At 29.9% G+C, this 20,204-nt stretch carries 17 protein-coding genes, 1 tRNA gene and 1 riboswitch; of the genes, 14 read left to right on the forward strand and 4 right to left on the reverse strand.

Going from position 1 to position 20,204, the window contains the following annotated elements; genetic code table 11:
• Positions 1–18: 18 nt before the first annotated feature.
• The 4 genes from B3N22_RS03560 to B3N22_RS03575 all read left to right on the forward strand — a co-directional run bounded on the left by B3N22_RS03560 (position 19) and on the right by B3N22_RS03575 (position 4,704).
• Positions 19–93: transfer RNA gene (locus B3N22_RS03560), tRNA-Glu, on the forward strand.
• Positions 94–333: 240 nt separating this feature from the next.
• The gene (locus B3N22_RS03565; RefSeq protein ID WP_286904917.1) at positions 334–3,282 is read left to right on the forward strand and encodes an ABC transporter substrate binding protein; all 2,949 of its coding nucleotides are present in this window, start codon (positions 334–336) and stop codon (positions 3,280–3,282) included.
• A 131-nt stretch (positions 3,283–3,413) separates the two neighbouring features.
• Positions 3,414–4,106, forward strand: coding sequence for a DNA/RNA nuclease SfsA (gene sfsA / locus B3N22_RS03570; RefSeq protein ID WP_286904919.1), 693 nt, complete (start codon positions 3,414–3,416; stop codon positions 4,104–4,106).
• 67 nt (positions 4,107–4,173) lie between these two features.
• Entirely contained in the window at positions 4,174–4,704 is a 531-nt protein-coding gene (locus B3N22_RS03575; protein WP_073020576.1) for an NAD(+) diphosphatase, read from the forward strand.
• A 22-nt stretch (positions 4,705–4,726) separates the two neighbouring features.
• Here B3N22_RS03575 and B3N22_RS03580 read toward each other — a convergent pair whose 3' ends face one another.
• Both B3N22_RS03580 and B3N22_RS03585 read right to left on the reverse strand, forming a co-directional pair.
• On the reverse strand, positions 4,727–5,065 hold the full coding sequence (locus tag B3N22_RS03580; RefSeq protein WP_073020578.1) for a hypothetical protein: 339 nt from the start codon (positions 5,063–5,065) through the stop codon (positions 4,727–4,729).
• Positions 5,049–6,314 (reverse strand): DUF1576 domain-containing protein, encoded by a 1,266-nt coding sequence (locus B3N22_RS03585; RefSeq protein ID WP_286904922.1) that lies wholly within the window; start codon positions 6,312–6,314, stop codon positions 5,049–5,051. The genes B3N22_RS03580 and B3N22_RS03585 overlap by 17 nt, the downstream gene beginning before the upstream one ends.
• A gap of 105 nt (positions 6,315–6,419) precedes the next feature.
• Here B3N22_RS03585 and B3N22_RS03590 point away from each other — a divergent pair, with 105 nt between their 5' ends.
• The 9 genes from B3N22_RS03590 to B3N22_RS03630 all read left to right on the forward strand — a co-directional run bounded on the left by B3N22_RS03590 (position 6,420) and on the right by B3N22_RS03630 (position 16,296).
• Positions 6,420–7,094, forward strand: coding sequence for a beta/alpha barrel domain-containing protein (locus tag B3N22_RS03590; RefSeq protein WP_073020582.1), 675 nt, complete (start codon positions 6,420–6,422; stop codon positions 7,092–7,094).
• 73 nt (positions 7,095–7,167) lie between these two features.
• Positions 7,168–7,334, forward strand: a riboswitch (Lysine riboswitch).
• A 131-nt stretch (positions 7,335–7,465) separates the two neighbouring features.
• Positions 7,466–8,758 (forward strand): diaminopimelate decarboxylase, encoded by a 1,293-nt coding sequence (lysA, locus tag B3N22_RS03595; RefSeq protein ID WP_286904923.1) that lies wholly within the window; start codon positions 7,466–7,468, stop codon positions 8,756–8,758.
• A gap of 152 nt (positions 8,759–8,910) precedes the next feature.
• Positions 8,911–9,132, forward strand: coding sequence for a DUF3006 domain-containing protein (locus B3N22_RS03600; RefSeq protein ID WP_073020587.1), 222 nt, complete (start codon positions 8,911–8,913; stop codon positions 9,130–9,132).
• Positions 9,133–9,726 carry a signal peptidase I gene (gene lepB / locus B3N22_RS03605; protein ID WP_286904926.1) on the forward strand — a complete coding sequence of 198 codons (594 nt, stop codon included), beginning with the start codon at positions 9,133–9,135 and terminating at the stop codon, positions 9,724–9,726.
• 27 nt (positions 9,727–9,753) lie between these two features.
• The gene (ftsH, locus tag B3N22_RS03610) at positions 9,754–11,754 is read left to right on the forward strand and encodes an ATP-dependent zinc metalloprotease FtsH (RefSeq protein WP_073020589.1); all 2,001 of its coding nucleotides are present in this window, start codon (positions 9,754–9,756) and stop codon (positions 11,752–11,754) included.
• Positions 11,755–11,787: 33 nt separating this feature from the next.
• A complete protein-coding gene (locus B3N22_RS03615; RefSeq protein ID WP_286904929.1) occupies positions 11,788–13,938 on the forward strand; it encodes a HelD family protein in 2,151 nt (716 codons plus the stop codon).
• A 152-nt stretch (positions 13,939–14,090) separates the two neighbouring features.
• Positions 14,091–14,897, forward strand: coding sequence for a transporter substrate-binding domain-containing protein (locus B3N22_RS03620; RefSeq protein WP_286904931.1), 807 nt, complete (start codon positions 14,091–14,093; stop codon positions 14,895–14,897).
• Between the two features lie 24 nt (positions 14,898–14,921).
• Positions 14,922–15,587 (forward strand): amino acid ABC transporter permease, encoded by a 666-nt coding sequence (locus B3N22_RS03625; RefSeq protein WP_286904933.1) that lies wholly within the window; start codon positions 14,922–14,924, stop codon positions 15,585–15,587.
• Entirely contained in the window at positions 15,574–16,296 is a 723-nt protein-coding gene (locus tag B3N22_RS03630) for an amino acid ABC transporter ATP-binding protein (RefSeq protein ID WP_021803176.1), read from the forward strand. Before B3N22_RS03625 ends, B3N22_RS03630 begins: the two co-directional genes overlap by 14 nt.
• Before the next feature lie 66 nt (positions 16,297–16,362).
• Here the strand turns inward: B3N22_RS03630 and B3N22_RS03635 are convergent, their stop codons facing one another.
• Positions 16,363–16,959: a DUF2628 domain-containing protein gene (locus B3N22_RS03635; RefSeq protein ID WP_286904936.1), complete on the reverse strand. Its 597-nt coding sequence runs from the start codon at positions 16,957–16,959 to the stop codon at positions 16,363–16,365.
• Positions 16,960–17,113: 154 nt separating this feature from the next.
• Between B3N22_RS03635 and B3N22_RS03640 the strand changes: the two genes are divergently transcribed.
• Positions 17,114–18,922 (forward strand): LTA synthase family protein, encoded by a 1,809-nt coding sequence (locus B3N22_RS03640; protein ID WP_286904938.1) that lies wholly within the window; start codon positions 17,114–17,116, stop codon positions 18,920–18,922.
• A gap of 42 nt (positions 18,923–18,964) precedes the next feature.
• On the opposite strand, the gene B3N22_RS03645 is transcribed toward B3N22_RS03640, so the two are convergent.
• Positions 18,965–20,146: a cation diffusion facilitator family transporter gene (locus tag B3N22_RS03645; protein ID WP_286904940.1), complete on the reverse strand. Its 1,182-nt coding sequence runs from the start codon at positions 20,144–20,146 to the stop codon at positions 18,965–18,967.
• Positions 20,147–20,204 lie beyond the last annotated feature (58 nt).

Below are 20,204 nucleotides of genomic sequence, written 5' to 3' on the forward strand. Positions count from 1 at the left end.
GAAGTCGCCAAATATTATGGCCCCTTGGTCAAGCGGTCAAGACACCACCCTCTCACGGTGGTAACAGGGGTTCGATTCCCCTAGGGGTCACCATAATCTATATAACTCCCTATAGCTGCAGATATAAGGAGTTTATATATATGTAATAATTTTATTAATAAGAATTTACACCACTCATTAAAGAGTGGTTTTTTGTGTTAAAAATTTATATACTAAATATTTAAATGACTTAAATAACTATCCTTAATAGACAATGGTTTTCCAATATATTATAATGTTAATAAAGAAATTTGTAGAAAAAGAATAAAAAGACATTTTTGGTGGGGTGATAGGGTGTTTAGGGACAGATATTTATGTAAAAATAAAAGGCACATTAAAACATTTATTAAAGAGATAATGGTTATTACATTCTTATTAAATTTATTAATATATCCTGAAACTGTACACTCACAAGAAATTAAAGATAAAAGAGTATTAATTCTAAACTCATATGATTCAGCTTATTCATGGACTAATAATGAAGTAGACGGGATAGTAGAGCAAATAAAAGATTATGTACCGGAGGTTAATATTCATATAGAATATATGGATTGGAAGAACTATCCAGAGGAACGTAATGTGGAATTATTTAAAGAGCTTATAAAATATAAGTATGGGAAAATGGATATAGATGAAATAATAACTACGGATGATTCTGCACTTGAATTTGTAATTAATAACAGAAATGAACTGTTTAAAGATGTGCCAGTTATTTTTTCAGGAGTGTATGAAGATGTTGCTAGACATATGATAAAGGGTCAGGATAACATCACAGGGATATTTGAAAGTATAGATGCAAAAGGAACTATAGAAGCAGCACTTAATATAATTCCAAAAGCAAAAAATATCTATTTAATACATGACAATACAGAAACTGGAATAGGGTCTTTTAATGAAGTAAAAAATGCATTAGATGAAATAGGCAGAAATATAAATTTAGTGCAATTAAACAATATAGCCATAGATGATTTAGATAATACCTTACCAGAAATAGATAAAGATAGTATAGTGCTGCTCTCATCGTATACAAGAGATATAAATGAAAAAACTTTAGATGTTGAAAATATGACGAGGCTTTTAAGTTCAAAAATTCATAGACCTATATTTCAACTTTATGAGATGAATTTAGGATATGGAACTTTGGGAGGAAGTCTCCTAACAGCAGAAGGACATGGTAAGGATGCTGGGAAGATGGCAGCTAGAATATTAAGTGGAGAAAAAGCAGATGATATTCCATTAAATTCGGAATATTCTACTGAAAATATATATGATTATAATGTAATGCAGATGTATGACATATCTGAAAAGGATTTGCCAGCTGGAAGTATTATAATAAATGAAAAGCCTAGTATGTATAAAACATATAAGAAGTTAATATGGATAGTTATTTCTATAATATTGCTTTTATTATCACTGGTTTTTATTATGCTTATAAATATTATAAGTCGTAAAAAAGCTGAGAAAAAATTAATGAAGAATAACTATGAATTATCGGCATTATATGAAGAACTGGCAGCATCAGATGAAGAACTTAGAACTCAATATGAGCAGCTTGAGGAAAATAAAGAAGTTATTCAGAAAAATGAAGAAATGTACAGGCTTATTTTTGAGACCACTAATGATGGTATATGGGAAATAAATCTAGAGACAGGTGAGAGATATTTTTCTGAAAGATGGCATAAGATCTTTGAATTACCTATTGAAAAAACTGTAGATATGGATAAGTGGTTTGAGCTTGTACACCCTGAGGATTATTATATAGCTAAAAATTCAATTGAAGAAATAGCAAGTGGTTGTACTGATAGTTTTTCATGTAGTTATAGGATACTTACTAGTAGCGGAGAATATAAATGGATTCATGCTAGAGGCAAATCTATGAGAGATAATAATGGAAAACCTTTTAGAATAGTTGGCTCTCACTCTGACATACATGATAAAAAGATACATGAAGAAAAAATAAAACAAATGGCTTTTTTTGATAATCTTACTGGATTAGCTAATAGAACTCAGTTCGTAAATAATTTTAATGAAGTTATAACCAGATCAGATAGCAATGCACTAATATTTATGGATTTAGATAATTTTAAAAATATTAATGATTCTTTTGGACATACTATAGGGGATAAGCTATTAATAGAAATAGCTAATAGAATTAAAAAATGTACCAAAGAATCAGATATTGTTGCTAGACTAGGGGGAGATGAATTTTTAATTTTAATTACTAACGTTTATGAAAAGCAGAGTGTTGAGTCATATCTTAATAATATGTTAGAGGAGCTAAGAAATAGTATAGTTATAAATGGTATAAATATTATTACTTCTGCAAGCTTTGGAGCTGCATTATATTCTAAGGATGGCGATAGCTTTGAAGAATTATTTAAGAATGCTGATACTGCAATGTACAAGGCTAAAGAGTCGGGGAAAAGAAATTATGTATTTTTTGAACAATGGATGAATGATGATATAGTGGAAATGGTTATTATGGAAGATAATCTAAGAACAGCTCTTGAGAACAATGAGTTTATATTACATTATCAGCCTAAATATAATCCATATGACTCTAGGATAGATGGATTTGAAGCACTTATTAGATGGAATAATCCAAACTTAGGACTTGTATCACCATTTAAATTTATAGGTATAGCTGAAAAAACTGGATTGATAATACCTATAGGAAGATGGGTGTTAGAGAATGCATGCTATTTTATTAAAAGCTTGCATAATAAAGGCGAAAAAAATATAAGTGTAGCAGTAAATGTATCTGTAATACAATTGGTTCAAAAAGATTTTATTGATATGGTTAATGATATCATAAAAAGAAGTGGAGTTGACCCTAGATATATTAATATAGAGATAACAGAGTCAATTTTAATGGAATCCATAGAAACAAATATATCTAAAATTAATGAATTAAAGAAGATCGGTGTAAAAATATCTTTAGATGATTTTGGAAAAGGATATTCATCCCTTACTTATCTAAAAGATATCCCATTTGATACCTTAAAAATTGATAAACTTTTTGTAGATGAACTATGTAATGAAAAAGATGATAATGCTATAGTAGGTACAATAATAAAGCTAGCGCATCAAATGAATTTAGAAGTTGTAGCTGAAGGGGTAGAATCTGAGGAGCAGTATAGATATTTGATTAATAATAACTGTGATTTAATTCAAGGTTATTATATTTCTAAACCTATTCCTATAGAGGAAATTGAGGATGTTTTGAAAAAGTATAATAAATAAAATGTCATAATAGCCATCTATTTATCTAAGATAAGTAGATGCTATTTTTAAGTAATAGAAGAAAAAACTATCCACAGAGCTGTGGAAAAGTATTGTGGATTATGTTGATAATAATAAAAGGCGGTAAATAAATGATATTTAAAAATAATATTAAAAGGGCAAAGTTTATAAAAAGGCCAAATAGATTTAATGCACGTGTATTAGTTGATGGTAAAGAGGAGGTTGTACATGTTCCTAATACAGGAAGATGTAGAGAAATTCTTAAAGAAGGAGCTGCGGTTATACTTCGAGAAGAGTTAAATCCTAGTAGAAAAACAAGGTATGACTTAATGGCTGTTTATAAAGAAGATAAATTAATCAGCATAGATTCACAGGTACCAAATAAAGTAGTACGAGAGGCGTTAGAAAATGGTGTCATACCTTCACTAAAAGTGTATAATTTAATTGAGAGAGAAAAAACATTTGGGAAAAGTAGATTTGATTTTAAGTTAAGTAATGATTTTGGAGAAGAGTACTACTTAGAAGTTAAAGGAGTTACTTTAGAATTTAGTGGTGAAGCAAGGTTTCCAGACGCTCCAACTGAAAGAGGAACAAAACATGTATTAGAATTAGTGGAAGCTAAAAAACAAGGAAAAGGTGCTGGAATACTTTTCTTAATTCAAATGGAAGAAGTAAATAATTTTAGACCTAATTATGAAATGGATGAGAACTTTGGGAAAGCGGTTAAATTTGCAAAAGAAAATGGCGTAGATATATTTGCATATAACTGTAGGGTTACCGAAGACTCTATAAGCATTTTTAAGGAAGTGAAAGTGAGAATCTAAATCTTTGATTTAGTTCTTCGAACTTACTCCAGTGAGGAAGTTCTAGTTTGATGGGGAGGAACAAAAAATGAAGTTTAAATTTTGTCCATTGTGTGGAAAAAAGTTAGAGATAAGAGATAGCTGGGATGAAGGTGGGGTTCCTTATTGTAGTAGTGATGATATGATGTTTTTTGATACTCCTAAACCATGTGCAGTAATAGCTGTGGTTAAGGACGATGAAATACTATTATTAAAGCAAAGCTACATTTTTAAAAATTCAAAGGTACTAGTTTCTGGTTATGTTGGAACTAATGAAACTGTTGAAGATACTGTATATAGGGAAGTTAAAGAGGAAACTGGTATAGAAATTGAAGATATAAAGTATTTAGGTAGTGATTTTGTTAAGGATAAGGATTTATTAATGTTAACTTATATGGCGAAATATAAAAGTGGAGAAATTAATAAATCATCAGAAGTTGAATGGATTGATTGGAGCAAAATAGAGGATGCTTTATGTGAAATGAGCGAAGATGAAGTAGGTAAAAAAGTTGTTAAAAAGGTTCTTAAAGAGATAGGATATAAGGGAACTAAAGCTTTTACTTGTGAAATAAGCAGATAAAACCATATTTATCTGCTTATTTCTAATTATATCTTTCTACAGATATAGTTAAAAGGTTGTTTTTATAATTTATTTCAAAATGATCTATCATCATTCCTAATAACGAAAGTTCTGAGGAAGAGTGAAAATCACCATTTAATTCCCAATAATATTCTTCAATTTCATGTAATCTAGGAACACTTAAAACTCTATTTATATCTTCTAAATCAGAAGAGGTAAAGTTATCTGTTTTGCCGCTAATTTTTATTTTTATGCTGTTTTCATTGCAGGTTTCAATATCTAAAGAAGTGGCTCCTAATTTATAAAAATAAGCAGTTAGCTCACTTAACATTTTTATACTTTTATCAATTGTGTTTTTCATTTACATTCTCCTTTTTAAATGCATGTATAAGAGGAAGCATAATTACACAAACAAAACCTCCTGATAGACCATTATTATATAAATTCAGTCCTCCGTGGACATATCCTATATTAGTAACTAAAAATACGTGTAAAAATCCAGCTATTACTCCATATATGAAACCAAAGTTACCGGCTATTGGAGCTAAACAAGTAGAAAATAGTATAGAAATCAACATTTGAGGTGAGTTCACATCAAGTATATTAATAGAAGCTGATAGGGTTGCACCTAAAATAACGGGTAATGTGTTTTTGGGATGTTTACCAAAAGCTGAAAATCCTATTATTGTAAAAATTGCACCCATCAAAGGGCCATTTAACTCTCCTCCTAGTATAAATACTATAATTAAAGATATCAACCCCATGAGACCCATATTTGCATATACACGATTTCCATACATTAAATAATAATCACTTACAAGTCTTCCAGAAGATTTATTTATTAACCTTAGGGAGTTTACTATATTATATTTATTATTACCTGTTAATGATATTAGTAGTAATGATATGCATATAATTACCACAATTATAGATAAAAATTTGTGGCTATCATGAAATAAAATCAGGTTGCTTTCAAAGTCTATTCCCAAAGACCTATAAATTGACATTATAAACATTGCCAAAAGGCCTCCAGAGAACCCTAAATTATATAGATTAAATCCTTGGTGAAGTCTTAAACAATAGGATGAAATAGGAGGTAAAATAAATCCAATACATATTCCTAATAAAAATCCAAGTACATAACCTTCAACAAAAGAAAATTGACTAGTGAAACTCAGCTGAGTTACAGTAGGCGATAATGTTGTACCAAGTAAAGCTATTAATATATAATTAAGAAAAGGTTCTTTTTTGTATTTAGAGAATAGCCAAACCCCTATAATAATTGGCCATATGTTTATTATGTTTTTTCCAAAAAAAGAAAATCCAGTAGTTAGCCATAAAGACATTATAGTAGAACCATTTGGCTTTACTCCAATGTGTATTAAAAGAGCTATCATTGATAAACCAGTCAACCCAACATTTATGAAGGTGGCTCCAATTCCACCTATGGCGAAATAGTCGGTTAGAAGGATATCTGGAGTAGTTAGAATACTTTTTAATCCTAAATAAAGTATATTAAGTTCTGTAGAAATCAGTGGGATTATGATCATCAATCCATAAAGAAGAAAATAATAAGAATAATTTTTTATTAGTTTTTTTGTTGCGGTCATATATACCCCCTTAAAATAAAATTTATAAAATTGAAGTTGAAACCATTTATTAGTATATTTATAAGTATTATAATATATTTATAATACTTTGTGGAGGGAAAACATATGTCGATAAAAGAATCTAAATTTGTACCAGAAATAAAAGGCATACTAAGAAACCATGTAATTGAAGTACCTACTATTATAAGAAATTGTAGTGGAATAAAAATATTTGGTAAAAGAATTAAGTCGTTACTATTTACAACTGATGTTGCTATAATAAGAAACACCAATGCTGATGCGATTATAGCTGTATATCCCTTCACGCCTCAACCATTAATAACTCAAGCATTAGTTATGGCGGCAGATGTGCCTGTTTTTTGTGGTGTAGGTGGGGGAATAACTCAAGGGAAAAGAGTAGTAAACTTAGCTCTTGATGCAGAGTTTAAAGGTGCTATGGGGGTTGTTGTCAACGCTCCAACATCAAATGAAATAATTAAAAAAATTAGAAACACTATTGATATACCTGTTATAGTTACTATGGTGTCTGAAAATGAAAACATAGAAGAAAGAATAGAATCAGGAGCCACTATACTAAATGTATCAGGTGGTAAAGATACTGCAGCTATAGTAAAGAGAATAAAAGACCAATATCCTGAATTTCCAGTTATAGCAACAGGAGGACCTACAGAAGAAAGTATCAGAGAAACAATACTAGCTGGTGCCAATGCTATAACTTATACACCTCCATTAGGTGGAGATATTATGAGTGACTTAATGGATAAGTACAGAAATTCATAAAAAAGTGTTGACAAATATATTTAATATGATATCATTGTATCAATAAGTTGAATAGTATATATAGAATATATATACCTAGGGTAGAGGTGCTGTTAGTTAATAGTATTTAGATTGAGCCGGCAAGCTAAGATGTCTAGAGAAAGGAACAACAGCCGAAGAGTTAATACCGGCAGGATTTATCTCTGGTCATGTACATAATATGTGCCTGACTGTCACGTTATGTGGAGAGCTACAAGGTAGGCTGATTGTAATATTATCAATGGTGATTCATTCATAGTTGCCTTTTACAAGAACCTATATTGAGACTCTATCCGTCACAGATTTTTCTGTGACTTTTGTTTTTGGGGTAAATAAATAAGGGGGAATTAAAAATGAAATTATTTGGTAGCATGAAAGTAGAAAACAATCATTTGACAATCGGAGGAATAAATACAAGCGCATTAGCAGCAAAATATGGAACTCCTTTATATATAATGGATGAGGAGCTTATACGCTCAAATTGTAGAGATTATTATAATGAGTTTCTATGCGAAGCTAGAGGTAATAGAGTAGCTTATGCAGGAAAAGCATTTTTAACTTTAGATATGTGTAGATTAGTTATGGAGGAAAACTTATATCTTGATGTTGTATCGGGTGGAGAACTTTTTACTGCAAAGAGAGCAGGGTTTCCTTTAGAAAAAATATATTTTCATGGAAATAATAAAACTATAGATGAAATTAATTTAGGTGTAAGTTATGGGGTTGGAAGATTTGTTGTAGACAATCTTTATGAAATGGAACAAGTAGATAGAATAGCTAAAGAAAATAATAAGGTGCAAAAAATATATTTAAGAATAACTCCAGGTATAGAAGCCCATACTCATGAATATATAAAAACAGGTCAAATCGATTCAAAATTTGGTTTTGCACCAGTTGGAAATATAATTATGGATGCAGTAAGAAAAGCTATAGATCTACAAAATGTTGAACTTTGTGGAGTACATTGCCATATTGGATCACAAATTTTTGATATTGAACCTTATGAGGATGCAGCTGAAATAATGCTAAATCTAATATATAAAATCAAACAAGAAACAGGATATGTTGTGCCAGAGTTAGATTTAGGTGGAGGTTTTGGTATATTTTATACTGATGGAGATAGTCCTAAAGAAACTGGTGATTATTGCAAAGCCATATTAGATAAAGTAGATAAGGTATGTGAAGACTTAAATATAGATAGACCTATAATTACTATAGAACCAGGAAGATCCATAGTAGGTAATGCGGGAACTACTATTTATACTGTTGGTTCAATAAAAGAGATTCCTGGAATTAGAAAGTATGTATCTGTTGATGGTGGGATGACAGATAATATAAGACCATCATTATATAGAGCTGAGTATGAATGTTTAGTAGCTAACAATGTAATAAGTGATTATAGAGAAAGAGTAGCTATTGCGGGTAAATGCTGTGAATCAGGAGATATACTTTTAAATTCTATTGAAATGCAGAAAGTTAATAGTGGAGATATATTAGCAATATTGTCAACTGGAGCATATGGATATTCAATGTCAAATAACTATAATAAGACTCCAAGAGCTGCAGTAGTTATGGTTCAAAATAATAATGAAAAATTGATTTGTAAAAGAGAAACCTATGAAGATTTAATTAGAAATGAAATATAATTAATAAAAGACGACTTAGTCGTCTTTTAATTTTCAAAAAATTTATAAAACTATATAGCTTTTTCTGTTTATAAGAGGTAAAATAAAACTCATACATTAAAACTATTTTAAATATGATATAATTAAAGAGAACCTTTTAAGGAGGAGGAAAAATGTCATCAATCTATATAGTTGATAGGATTGAAGGTAGATATGCTGTATGCGAAACTGAAAAAAAAGAGATGGTTGATATAGAATTGACAAATATTTTTGGTATTGTTAAAGAAGGTAAGGTTATATTAAAAAGAGAAGATGGATATTATGTAGATGAAGAGGCTACAATTAAGAGAAAAGATGAGATTAAAAAACTAATGGAAGGTATGTGGGAGGAGTAAATGCAAGAGAATATTAACGAAGACAATGTTAGTGAAGTCAAAGATATTGAAGAAAATATTAAAGAAGAAGAAACAAAAAAGGTATCGGGGATGAAAGGATTTTTATTTGACTGGATATTACCTGTAGTACTAGCTTTAATTGCTACATTAATAATAAATAAATTTCTTTTATTTAAAGTATATATACCAAGTGAATCAATGAAACCAACATTGGAAAAAGGGGATCAGTTATTTGTAACAAAAGTATATAATTTAGAAAAGTTACAAAGAGGAGATATAATAGTTTTTTATTCTAATGAACTTGGGGATACTTTAATTAAGAGATTAATAGCTTTACCTGGAGAATCGGTAGAAATAAAAGAAGGAAAAGTATTTGTAGAAGGAACTGAAATTAATGAAGAGTATGTAAAAAATCCATCAATATATAATGGTAATTTTACTGTTCCAGAAGGAAAATATTTCTTTTTAGGAGATAATAGAGCAAATTCTGCTGACGCTAGATATTGGGCAAATCCATATATTGATGGACATGAAATTAAAGGAAAAGCGCAAGTAAGAGTATTTCCATTTAATAGAGTAGGAATGTTAAAGTAGACGAATGAAAAAGAGGTGAAATGTTTTATGTTTAAAAATAATAAGATGTTAAAATACGTTATCTATGGGGTTATAGCTTTAGTTTTTGTTGTAGCTATAAATTACTCTAAAAGTGCGTTAATGACAAAAAAACTTAAGTATAATGAATTTAAAGAAATGATTAGTGAAAAGCAAATAGAAAAAATAGTGATTGCAGATAACATAATTACGATTACGCCTACTAAAGATAGTGAATACTACGGAAAGAGTGTTTATGTTATACCACTTAATGATGATAAACTCATAGAAGAATTGGATTCAGCTGGAGTAGATTATGAAGGTAAGCAACCGGAGGCATTTCCTATATTAGACTTACTATTATATTGGGTTGGACCATTTATTTTATTATTCTTTTTATCTAGACTTATGTTTGGCAAAATGGATAAAAAGATGGGTGGAGGAGTTATGTCCTTTGGAAAAAACACAGCTAAACTGTATGCCGAGGATGAAACTGGAATAACCTTTGAAAATGTAGCTGGACAGGAAGAAGCTAAGGAATCTTTAAAAGAAATAGTAGATTTTTTACATAAGCCAGAAAGATATACACAAATAGGTGCTAGATTACCTAAAGGAGCATTACTAGTTGGACCTCCAGGAACAGGTAAAACTTTATTAGCTAAAGCTGTAGCAGGTGAAGCAAAAGTACCATTCTTTTCTTTATCAGGTTCAGATTTTGTTGAAATGTTTGTAGGAATGGGAGCTTCTAGAGTAAGAGATTTGTTTAGGCAAGCAGAAGAAAAAGCACCTTGTATAATATTTATAGATGAAATTGATGCTATTGGTAAAAGTAGAGAAGGAAATATAAGTGGAAATGATGAAAGAGAGCAGACATTAAATCAGCTTCTTGCTGAAATGGATGGTTTTGATTCCTCAAAAGGTGTAGTTATACTTGCTGCAACTAATAGACCAGAGATTTTAGATAAGGCTTTATTAAGACCAGGAAGATTTGATAGAAGAGTAATAGTTGATAGACCAGACTTAATAGGTAGGGAATCAATCCTTAGGGTACATTCAAAAGATGTAAAACTATCTAGCGATGTTAATATAGAAGCTATTGCAAAATCAACTCCAGGAGCAGTAGGTGCAGACCTTGCAAATATCGTTAATGAAGCAGCTTTAAGAGCAGTAAAACACAAGAGAGCAGTTGTTAGTCAAGAAGACTTAGAAGAAGCTGTTGAAGTTATTATAGCTGGTAAGGAAAAGAAAGACAGAATTCTTTCTCCTATGGAGAAAAAGATTGTTGCTTTCCATGAAGTTGGGCATGCTTTAGTTGCAGCCTTATTAAAAAACACCGATCCAGTTCATAAGATAACTATAGTGCCAAGAACTATGGGTGCATTAGGATACACCATGCAACTTCCAGAAGAGGAAAAATATCTTGTATCTAAAGATGAGATGTTAGATCAAATTACAGTTATGCTTGGTGGTAGAGCTGCTGAAGAAGTAGAGTTTAATATAATATCTACTGGAGCTTCAAATGATATAGAGAGGGCGACTCAATCTGCAAGAAGTATGGTATCAATATATGGAATGACTGAAACTTTTGATATGATGGCTTTAGAAAATGTTAGGAACAGATATCTAGATGGAAGAAGTGTAGCTAACTGTTCTGAACAAACCTTAACTAGAGTTGATGAAGAAACTTTAAAAATAATAAAAGCTTGCCATAAAAAAGCCATAGAGCTTCTTGAAAACAATAAAGAATTACTTGCTGATATATCAAATGCTCTTTTAGAAAAAGAAACTTTAATGGGTGATGAGTTTATGGAGTTTATATTTGAAAAATATCCAGAACTAAGAGCCATAAAAGAAGAAAAAGATAAAGAGAGACAAGATAGAGAAAAGGCTAAAAAAGCTGTATATGCAAAATCTATAAACAGTATAGATAATTCAGTTAAAACAGAAGAGGATAAAGAAGAGAAGATAGAATTTATTGAAATCAAAAATGATGTTGAAAGTGATGAGATAAAGTCTAGTGATGATAATTAAGATAATAAAAGAGTTTCCGTAGGAAACTCTTTTATGTCGCTATTAGGAAAGGATGTTATTATGGAAGATAAACTATTAAACATTGATAAAGAAAAACAAGTAGAATTTTTAGTTGAAAAAAGAAAACTATATGAAACATTAGAAATTATAAAAAAAGAAATTCTATTAGGAATTGCAAAGAGAAAAGCAATTACAGATTATATATTAGAGTATAGAAAAAAGTTTGTAGAAGAATATAGAGATGATGAAGATGCTGTTATAGAATTTTTTGATCATGAAAGATATGCAAAAGAAGAAGCTTATAAAAGTATAGATAGGAAGTTAAGAGAACTTACTATTTTGCAAGAATCCCCATACTTTGGAAGAATCACTTTTATAGAAGAAGATGAGCAATACCCAGAGACAATGTATATAGGTAGATTTGGAGTTACTAGTGAAGTTGAACTTGAGGCAGTGGTTATAGATTGGAGAGCACCCATAGCATCTCTATTTTATAATGGAACACTAGGGAAAGCTGCATATAAAGCTCCAATGGGAGAAATAGATACTGATATATTAGGTAGAAGACAGATAATAGTAAAAAGAGGTGAATTGAAAGGAATATTTGATTCAGCTGTAGATGTTAAAGATGATATATTACAAATGGTTTTAAGCTCTAATTCGGATAGTAAGCTTCAAGATATAATAATGACAATCCAACAAGAACAGGATGAAATTATAAGAATGGATAGAAGTAGTAACATTCTTGTAGATGGGGTAGCTGGAAGTGGAAAGACAACTATCGCACTGCATAGAGTTGCGTACTTATTATATAATTTTAGAAAACAATTAGAGGGAAAAGTTTTAATATTAGGTCCTAATTTTATATTTATGGAGTATATTTCTCAAGTATTACCTAGCTTAGGTGAGGTTGGTGTTATACAAGATACCTTCTTAAATTTTGCACTTAATGAACTGGGTGATATTAAAGTGATGGAATTCCAAGATTTTATTGAAAAAGTATTAAATGAAGATAAATATTTCTTGGAAGAGATAAAATATAAGTCATCTGAGAAGTTTATGCACTTTATAGACGACATAATAGAAAAATCAGAAAAGGAATACTTTAAATATCAAGATGTTTATTATTTTAATGAAATAGTATATAAAAAAGAAGATATACACAAGTTAATTTCTGAAGATTTTAAATATATGCCTTTATTTAAAAGAAGCGAAAAAGTTAAAAGAGTAATAATGTCTAAGGTCAAAAATAAAAGAGATGAAAAAGTATGGCAGTTAAATAAGGAAATAGAAGAATATAAAAATAATTTATCTAAAGATGAGTTGTTTTTGGAAGAAGTAAATATAGAATTTAGAAGAAAAAATGGAATAAGAGAAATTGTTAGAGAACTTATGAATACAAGAAAAAATTTAGAGGAATTGATAAATCCTGAAGATCCTGTAGAGTTTTATAATAAAATAAATGGGAATAAGGATTTAACTCATTTAGATATAGCTCCAATTTTATATTTAATGGTGAAACTATGGGGAATTAAATATAAAGGGGATATTAAACATATAGTAATCGACGAAGCTCAAGACTACTCTTTATTACAATTCAAAGCGATAAAAGAATATATTGGGTGTAATAACTTTACTATATTAGGAGATTCAAATCAAAGATTAATAAAAGTTGAAGAAACTCCAGCTATGCTAAATTTAAATACTGTATTTGGTGATGTAAAAGAATTTAAGTTAAATAAAAGTTATAGATCTACTCAAGATATCATGGAATACGCTAATAGGTATTTAAAAGAAGATAAGATAGTTCCGTTAGTAAGAAAAGGTGATGAGGTTCAAGAGTATAATGTTAAAAAAGAAGAGATAGTTGAAATAATAAATAACTCAATAGAAGATATGAAAAATAGCGGAATAGATAGTATTGCTATTATAAAGAGAACATCAGAAGGTATAAAAGAGCTTGGAAATCAGCTTAAAGAGAAAAATAATTTAGTTGTTTTCAATAGAGAGGACATAATATATAAAGGTGGAATTGTTGTAATACCATCATATTATGCTAAAGGCTTAGAGTTTGATGGAGTTATTATTGTTGATGAAAGTACAGAAGAAAAAGAAGATTTAATTAAATATATTATGAGCACGAGAGCACTTCATAGATTAGTAGCTATAAATCAGATAAAATAGTAGTAAAAGTCTATGCTAGAAATTAAGAAAAATGTTAAATATTTTTATGAAAAAATTATAAAAAAGTTATTGCATATTTATAAAGTTAGGTTGTATAATTATCCTTATAAAAAATAAAGAAGATTGCTTTTAATTAAGGGGGAAATTTATAAATGAAAAAAGGAATAGTTAGTAAGATTGTAGCAGCTAGTTTAGTAGGCGTTATGGCTATGGGGTTAATGGCTTGTGGTAAGAAAGAAGAACAAAGTAAAAGTGCACTAGATCAAATAAAAGCTAATAAAAAGCTAGTAATGGGAACTTCACCAGACTTTCCACCATTTGAATCAAAAGATACAAAAGGAAATGTAGTTGGAATGGATGTAGAGATAGCTAAAGAAATAGCTAAAGATTTAGGCGTTGAGTTAGAGATAAAAGAAATGGGATTTGACGGATTATTAGGGGCTCTTCAAGGTAAAAAGCTAGATGTAATTTTATCTGGAATGACTCCAACAGAAGAAAGAAAAGGTGCAGTAGATTTTTCTAGTATGTACTATAAAACAGACAACGTATTTGTAGTTCAAGAAGCAAATAAGGATAAATATGCTAAAATTGAAGATTTAAGTGGAAAGAAAATAGGAGTACAAAAAGGAACTGTACAAGAAGAATTAGTTAATGAAAAGGTAACTAGCCCTGATGTAAATGCTTTAGAAAAAACAGGCGATGTTGTAATGAACTTAAAGAATGGGAAAATTGAAGCAGTTTTATTAGAACAACCAGTTGCAGAAGCTTATGTTAAAAACAATCCAGGATTAGCTTTATCTAAGGTAACCCTTGCAGATGAAGTTGGTGGATACGCAATAGCTATGACTAAAGGTGAATCTGATTTACAAGCAGCTATAAATAAAACCTTAGATAGATTAGAGAAAGATGGAAGCTTAACAAAGTTCTTTGAAGATGCAAATGCTGCAATGGGAGAATAATATTAGCCGTACGGGGGTAGAGTCTTGGAATTTAATTTTGATTTTTTATCAAAATATAGCAATTATTTTGTAGTTGGAACTAAAACTACATTAATATTAGCATTATCTGCTGTAATCATTGGAACTATACTGGGATTGGTTTTAAGCCTTATGAAGCTATCTAAGTTTAAGGTTTTAAAAGCAATAGCAGTAACATATATTGAGTTTGTTAGAGGAACACCTCTATTAATTCAAATTTGGATCATTTATATAGGATTACCTTTAGTAATAGGTGTAGATTTACCGGATATAATGACTGGTATAATAGCCCTTTCATTGAATTCGGGAGCTTATGTTGCTGAAATAATTAGAGCCGGAATTCAAGCTATAGATAGAGGGCAGATGGAAGCTGCAAGAAGTCTTGGCATGAAAGAAGGATTAGCTATGAGAGAAATAATTATTCCTCAGGCTTTTAAAAATATTCTACCAGCATTAGGAAATGAATTTATTTCTATTATAAAGGAGTCATCAATGGTTTCTGTAATTGGAGTAGCGGAACTTATGTATAATACAGGGACTGTAAGAGCAGCATCCTTTATACCTTTTGAACCACTAATAGTAGCAGCGCTTATATATTTTGTTATAACATTTATTTTAACAAGAATTATGGGTGTTGTAGAGAGGAGGTTAAAGGCAAGTGATTCACGTTAATAATTTACACAAATATTTTGGACAAAATGAAGTTTTAAAGGGAGTAAATGAACATATAAAGAAGGGTGAAGTTGTAGTAGTTATAGGTCCTTCTGGTTCAGGGAAATCTACCTTTTTAAGATGTCTTAACCTTCTTGAAGAACCTACAGATGGTGAAATAATTTTTGAAGGTAATAATTTAACTGATAAAAAAACAGATATTAATAAGATAAGACAGAAGATGGGGATGGTTTTTCAAAGTTTTAACCTTTTCCCACATAAAACTGTTTTAGATAATATAACTTTGTCCCCGATTAAAGTAAAAGGCTTAACTAAAGATGAGGCTGTTAAAATAGCAATGAACCTTTTGAAAAGAGTAGGTCTTGAAGATAAAGCAAATGCTTATCCTGCATCACTTTCAGGTGGACAGAAACAAAGAATAGCTATAGCAAGAGCTTTAGCTATGGGACCTGATGTAATGTTATTTGATGAACCTACATCTGCATTAGATCCAGAGATGGTTGGAGAAGTTTTGGCTGTTATGAAATCTCTAGCAAGCGAAGGTATGACAATGGTTGTAGTAACTCATGAAATGGGATTTGCAAGAGAAGTTGGAGATAGAATTTTATTTATGGATGGAGGAAATGTGGTGGAGCAAGGTACACCAGAAGAAATTTTCTCTAATCCCCAAAATGATAGAACAAAGGACTTTTTATCAAAGGTCCTATAAAAGGAATGGTTTCTTATAAAAAAAGAGTTGTGCACGAATTACCTAGTGCAACAACTCTTTTTTTATTTAATAAGAAAATCCATTAAGGCTAGAAGCAGCTAGTATAACTCCAAGTATAATAAGTAATATAAGAAATGCAGCTAGTATTCCGAATATAATTGGTATTGCAATATTAACTCCACCTGAATAAGCTATTCTTCTAGAAGCCATTTCTGAATCTGATGATACCGACTTGATTTCAGTAATTTTCTTGGTAACATGAATATTATATATTTTATTTCCTAAAACCCCGGAAGCTATAGAAATAGCAATGCCAAAGATACTATCAAAAGGTGTATCTTTAAGTATAACATTTAGAAGTAGGTTACCTGCAAGTAAGGCGAAACCATAAGCATACATTTTTCTATAAAGCATCCATATTGAACTAAAGAAAAAGGCCGGCCAGTTCCAAGAAACTGAAGAAGCAGCCATCTTCATATTATACCATTTAGTTAAATAATAAGCTGATTTCTTATATCCAACAAATAATTCTAAATCCTTGTCGGTTATTTCAGACGAATTATAATTATAACTTTCATTATAGGCTTCTGTACTATTAAATGATGAACAGTACGGACAATCTAAAGTATTATCATATTCTTTTCCACATCTTGGACAAATCATAAAAATCCCCCTTAAGTAATATGAGATATATTCATTAATAATAAATATATCAAAAATTATAAAATATTACAAATAAGATTAATAATATTTTCACTATTTTTTTGTAAAGACTATTGTATAATAGATGTTGAGTATTTTTATGGAGGAAAATTAGATGAAACAAAGAAAAGTTGGAACATATGTTGATTTTATTGCTTTAATTACGTATATTATTATTATTTTAAAAAGTGCTATATATCTTTCTATGCTTAGGACAGTAGGATCTGCCTCTATAAATTTTAAGACTATGTATTTTGGAACCCCTGATATATTAGCACATTTAGTTATACCGATTGTAATAATAAGTTTTTCATATTTATTTAAAGGAAAAGCAAAAGTTGGCTTCAATTTAATTATAGATGTACTTATTTCATTATTTTTTATGTTTGATATTTGGTATTATAGGGCTAATGGAACTTTTTTATCTATAAGACACCTATTATATCCAGAAACATTTAATCCACTAGGAAAAAGTTTATTGAATTTTAGAGCTGTGGACATATTGTTTCTAGTAGATATAATAATCTTTGTGGTAATTTTATTGAAAACTTCAATAGAGTATAAAGAACTTAAAAGAAATGTAGTTGCTTTTGTATTGTTATTAATCCTGAGTAGTGGTTATATAGTTTATGCTCATTATACAATAGATATTTATGATAAAACAAATGGAGACAAGATGCTTTTTAGAACTTGTTGGGCACCATTTCAAAGCATGTCTAACATGAGTCCATTAGGATATCATGGGTATGATGTTTATAAATATTTAAAAGAAGTTAAAGATATTAATTTAACTAGCGAAGATAAATCAAAAATAGAAGATTGGCTTAATTTTAATAATGAAAATATAGCAGATAATGAATATAAGGGAATGCTTGAAGGGAAAAATCTTATAGCTATACAAGTAGAATCTTTAGAAAACTTTGTTATAGGACAAAAGATTTATGATCAGGAGTTGACTCCTAATTTAAATAAGATGTTAGGAAATTCACTTTATTTCTCAAATATCCATGAACAAAACAACTCAGGAACCAGTTCAGATGCTGATTTAATGGTTAATACATCAGTTTTTCCTGTAAGAAATGGAAGTACATTTTTTGATTATACAGCTAGAAGATACACAACTTTACCTAATATATTAAAGGATAAAGGGTATACAACAATGTCTACTCATCCTGAAGTTCCTGGAAATTGGAACTGGGCAGAAGCTCATAAAGGCAGTTTAGGATTTGAAAATATTTTCGATATTTCTTATTTTAACGTTGATGAGGTAATAGGTTTAGGTCTTTCTGATGAATCTTATTTAAGACAAGTAGGAGAGAAGCTAAAGGACTTGAAAAGCCCATTCTACGGATATATGGTTACATTGACAAGCCATGGGCCGTTTGAGATACCAGAAGATAAAAAATATCTAAAGCTTCCTAAAGAATTAGATGAAACTCTTTTAGGAGGATATTTTCAAAGTGTAAGATATGTAGATGAGGTTGTAGGAAAATTCTTAAAACAGTTAGAAGCACAAGGGATGCTTAATAACTCAGTTATAATGCTTTATGGAGATCACACTGGTATACACAAATTCTATAATGATAAAATACAAGATATTAAACTAGAAGGTGACTGGTGGAAAAAGGTTGATATGAAAATTCCATATATAATTTATAATCCTTCACTTAAAGGAGAAGAAATTAAAGCTAATGGAGGGCAAGTTGATATGCTACCAACAATCTCTTATTTACTAGGAGTAGATAGAGAAAAGTTTGGAAAGACGACTATGGGAAGAGTTTTAGTTAACACCAATAGAGATACTACTGTGCTTAATTCAGGAGAAATAATTGGTAATCCAAAGAACGAAGAAGAAGAAAAGCATTTAAAAGAAACCTTAGATGTTGCTAATAAAATAATACTTGGAGATTACTTCAAAAAATAATTTAAACCCTCTTTAGATTTTTATTTCTAAAGAGGGTTTTCTTTATTCATTATAATCGTGATCTATTGTAATTATACAGTTATAATGAGGGTGCTTTTCTTTGATAGCATCGATAATATTATTTTTCAAATCATCTTCAGTGGTTTGTTTTTTTAACAAATGATAATTGACTACTATGTCAAAAATTAAATTTTTTTTCTCTCCTTCACCAACTATCCTAAAATCATGAATAGATTTTATCATTGGGTAGGAACTTACTATAATGTCTACATCAACTTTTGTAGCAGCTATTTCTTCTGTCTCTATACAAATAGGATCCATGTGAATAACTAAATAAATTTTAAGATTCTCAGATATTTCTCTCTCAGCAGTATCTATTATATCGTGAATCTTCATGATATTTATATCGCTAGGTATTTCTGCATGTATAGAAGCCATGGTTTTACCAGGACCATAGTTGTGAATAACTAAATCATGAACTCCAGTTATGTACTGATAAGATAAAACATTATCTTCTATATCTTTTACTAAGCCAGGATCAGCAGGTGCTCCTAAAAGTGGTGTTATAGTTTCTTTAACTAATGAAAAACCAGAGTAAAGTATAGCTAATGCAACCACTACTCCTATATAACCATCTATAGGAAAAGTTATAAATTTTGACACTAAAAAAGAGAATACAACAACGGTTGTAGTCACTACATCACCAAGTGCATCTACAGCAGTAGCTTTTAGAGCTGTAGAATTTATTTTGTTGCCAATAAGTTTATTAAAGCTGGATAACCATAACTTAAAAACTATAGAAGCTAATAGAAGTAGAAATGGAATTAGTTCAAAAACAACCGGTTCAGGATTTAATATTCTCTCAACAGAGGATTTTATAAATTGTACACCTACTAGCATCACCATAAAAGCAACAATGAGAGCAGAGATGTACTCCATTCTTCCATGGCCAAATGGATGTTCAGCATCAGCAGGTTTTGAACTCATAATAAACCCAAATATAGTTATTACGGAAGATGCTGCGTCAGATAGATTGTTGAAGGCATCAGCAAGTATTGCAATACTACTTGATAGAAGTCCAACTGATAACTTTATTACAAATAAAATAATATTAATAATTATTCCAATAATACCTGCTAGTAGTCCATAGGAGTTTCTAACCCTGTCATTACTAATGTCATCACTATTTTTTATAAATAGAGATACTAGCTTGTTTGAAATCATTTAATACACCCCATTCTAAATTAATACTTTATAATTATTCTATCTTAAATAAGTATTA

The sequence above is a fragment of the Clostridium sp. UBA1652 genome, assembly GCF_002320975.1.
GTDB lineage: Bacteria > Bacillota > Clostridia > Clostridiales > Clostridiaceae > Clostridium_T > Clostridium_T intestinale.

What these genes read in the sequence shown, in the direction of transcription:
- B3N22_RS03585 (WP_286904922.1), bottom strand. Translation starts at nt 6,314, where the DNA reads ATGACCGCAACAAAAAAACTAATAAAAAATTATTCTTATTATTTTCTT.
- B3N22_RS03615 (WP_286904929.1), top strand. Translation starts at nt 11,788, where the DNA reads ATGTCGCTATTAGGAAAGGATGTTATTATGGAAGATAAACTATTAAAC.
- B3N22_RS03620 (WP_286904931.1), top strand. Translation starts at nt 14,091, where the DNA reads ATGAAAAAAGGAATAGTTAGTAAGATTGTAGCAGCTAGTTTAGTAGGC.
- B3N22_RS03575 (WP_073020576.1), top strand. Translation starts at nt 4,174, where the DNA reads ATGAAGTTTAAATTTTGTCCATTGTGTGGAAAAAAGTTAGAGATAAGA.
- sfsA (WP_286904919.1), top strand. Translation starts at nt 3,414, where the DNA reads ATGATATTTAAAAATAATATTAAAAGGGCAAAGTTTATAAAAAGGCCA.
- B3N22_RS03600 (WP_073020587.1), top strand. Translation starts at nt 8,911, where the DNA reads ATGTCATCAATCTATATAGTTGATAGGATTGAAGGTAGATATGCTGTA.
- lysA (WP_286904923.1), top strand. Translation starts at nt 7,466, where the DNA reads ATGAAATTATTTGGTAGCATGAAAGTAGAAAACAATCATTTGACAATC.
- B3N22_RS03590 (WP_073020582.1), top strand. Translation starts at nt 6,420, where the DNA reads ATGTCGATAAAAGAATCTAAATTTGTACCAGAAATAAAAGGCATACTA.
- B3N22_RS03635 (WP_286904936.1), bottom strand. Translation starts at nt 16,959, where the DNA reads ATGATTTGTCCAAGATGTGGAAAAGAATATGATAATACTTTAGATTGT.
- lepB (WP_286904926.1), top strand. Translation starts at nt 9,133, where the DNA reads ATGCAAGAGAATATTAACGAAGACAATGTTAGTGAAGTCAAAGATATT.
- B3N22_RS03580 (WP_073020578.1), bottom strand. Translation starts at nt 5,065, where the DNA reads ATGAAAAACACAATTGATAAAAGTATAAAAATGTTAAGTGAGCTAACT.
- B3N22_RS03645 (WP_286904940.1), bottom strand. Translation starts at nt 20,146, where the DNA reads ATGATTTCAAACAAGCTAGTATCTCTATTTATAAAAAATAGTGATGAC.
- B3N22_RS03640 (WP_286904938.1), top strand. Translation starts at nt 17,114, where the DNA reads ATGAAACAAAGAAAAGTTGGAACATATGTTGATTTTATTGCTTTAATT.
- ftsH (WP_073020589.1), top strand. Translation starts at nt 9,754, where the DNA reads ATGTTTAAAAATAATAAGATGTTAAAATACGTTATCTATGGGGTTATA.